This is a genomic window from Bacillus sp. AY2-1, from assembly GCF_008368965.1.
In the GTDB taxonomy this organism is placed as follows: Bacteria; Bacillota; Bacilli; order Bacillales; family Bacillaceae_G; genus Bacillus_A; species Bacillus_A thuringiensis_S.
This window is the reverse complement of record NZ_QPEL01000162.1, coordinates 1-2,234: the sequence shown is the minus strand read 5'-3', so window position 1 is coordinate 2,234 and position 2,234 is coordinate 1. Positions and strand designations below refer to the sequence as shown.

Below are 2,234 nucleotides of genomic sequence, written 5' to 3'. Positions count from 1 at the left end.
GCCTTATTACATTTCATTATATAGAATATATTGGAATAAATGTTTATATTTTTCGTGAAATTTGTGAATATTTTATGAATTTTATACTTGTTGCATTTTTATACCGTTATTAGTGACGCGTATGACCCTCAAGGAAAAATTCAGTGAATGTAAGGAGGAATGAACGAAATATCTACTAATTAAAGGTATATTCAGTATATACATTCTTTTCTTATTTTAATTGAAAAATAAAATTTGTGCGAATAATTATTCTACAGCTATATACCTACACTAGCTTTCTTCGTATAATGGAGAAGTATGAATTTTAGATTTGTATTAATTTTACATATTGAGGTGAAAAAGGAATGAATTCGCGGCTAATGGAACTTATTGATGTGAGTACAATAGAAACCATGGCAGAACAATTTTATAAATTAACTAACATATCACATCAACTTCTTGATGCTGAAAAAGAGTGTATTTTTTCATTCGGAATGAATGAGATAATTAAGAGTAAACTTCCAAAGATTGAAATCCCCATTTTCTTATACAATCAACATTTAGGATCTTTTGTTGTATGGTCCAAAAAAAGCGAAATTTTCAGTTGTCAAAAATACTTTGAAATGCTCTCAAGTTTAATTTTAGATGGCGCAATAAAAGTAATTCAAAGTAAAAAAACAACGTTGCTTTCTCAGAAAGAGGAGGAACTACATACGATTTTACAAAACATGCCTGTTATGGTCGATGCGCTTGATTATAATGGAGATTTTGTTTTGTGGAACCGAGAATGTGAAATTGTAACAGGTTATACCGCTGAAGAAATAATTGGAAATCCAAATGCACTTCAATTATTATATCCTGATCATAGTTATCGCCAGCAAATACAAAAGAAATTTTTAACTTGTGGAAAAAATTTCAGAGATTGGGAAATGCACTTAACATGTAAAAATGGTGAAATCAAAACAATAATGTGGTCTAATATATCAGAACAGTTTCCTGTAACAGGATATAGTTATTGGGCTGTTGGTGTAGATATTACACATTTAAAAGCGATAGAAGAGCAGTTAAAACAACAAACATCTGAACTGGAATTAATATTTAAAGCTTTACCAGATTTATGTTTCTTAACAGAAGATGATGGCACAATTATAGATTACAAAGCAGGATCTCCTACAAAGTTTTACGTACCCGCAGAAGCTTTTATGGGAAAAAAGTTTTACGAAGTATTACCATCTTCAGTAGTACAGCAGTTTCAGGAAGCCATTAATCAAGTGAAGGAAAAAGGAACGAATGTAATTGTAGAATATCCACTCACACTTAATGGAAGTATTGATTTCTTTGAAGCTAGGTGCTTACCATTATTACATGATAAAATTATGATTATTGTACGTGACATTACAGAGCGAAAAAAGACAGAAGAATTGCTAAACAAATCAGATACGCTTGCAGCAATTGGTCAATTAGCAGCTGGGGTAGCTCATGAAGTAAGAAATCCCTTAACTGTAATTAAAGGTTTTATACAGTTATTCCAAATTAATAAAGAAGATCAAGAAAGATATTTTGATCTTATGCTTTCTGAAATTGAAAGGATAGAAGCGATCCTGCAAGAATTTTTGTCAATTGCTAAAACAGATGAGATAAATACAGAAAAGAAAAATATTTATCAAATTTTTAAAAATGTCGTATCGTTAATGAATACAAAAGCAATTATGACAAATATTCAAGTTGAACTATTTACGGATGACAAAGATATAATTATTGAATGCTCGGAAAATCAATTGAAACAAGTATTTATTAATATTTTGCAAAATTCAATCGAAGCTATGCCAAATGGCGGGGAAATTTCAATTCACATAAAAGAAATAAATGATGATGGTGTCATCATTCATGTAATAGATGAAGGAATAGGAATACCTGAAGAAAGAATTAAGAGATTAGGTGAACCTTTTTATAGTACGAAAGAAAAAGGGACTGGTATTGGATTAATGTTAAGTTATAAAATTATTGAAAGTCATCAAGGGACAATTAGTATCATGAGCGAGGTTGGTGTCGGGACAACAGTAACAATTTACTTACCGAAAGTACAAAGTAAACAATCTTTTTCTAATTGTGACGATAAATGTATAGCAATACGCACTAGTAGTAATTCTTAAATCAATTAATACCCAATAACAAAGCGATTAGTGAAAGCTAATCTTTTTGTTATTGGGTATTTTTTATATTTAATTTAGTATACTTTATCTTTTCTTTACATT

At 29.8% G+C, this 2,234-nt stretch carries 1 protein-coding gene; it reads left to right on the top strand.

Annotated features, from left to right (window positions below):
* Positions 1-344 precede the first annotated feature (344 nt).
* Positions 345-2,132 (top strand): PAS domain-containing sensor histidine kinase, encoded by a 1,788-nt coding sequence (locus DN403_RS26565; RefSeq protein WP_001088546.1) that lies wholly within the window; start codon positions 345-347, stop codon positions 2,130-2,132.
* The last annotated feature ends 102 nt before the right edge of the window (positions 2,133-2,234 follow it).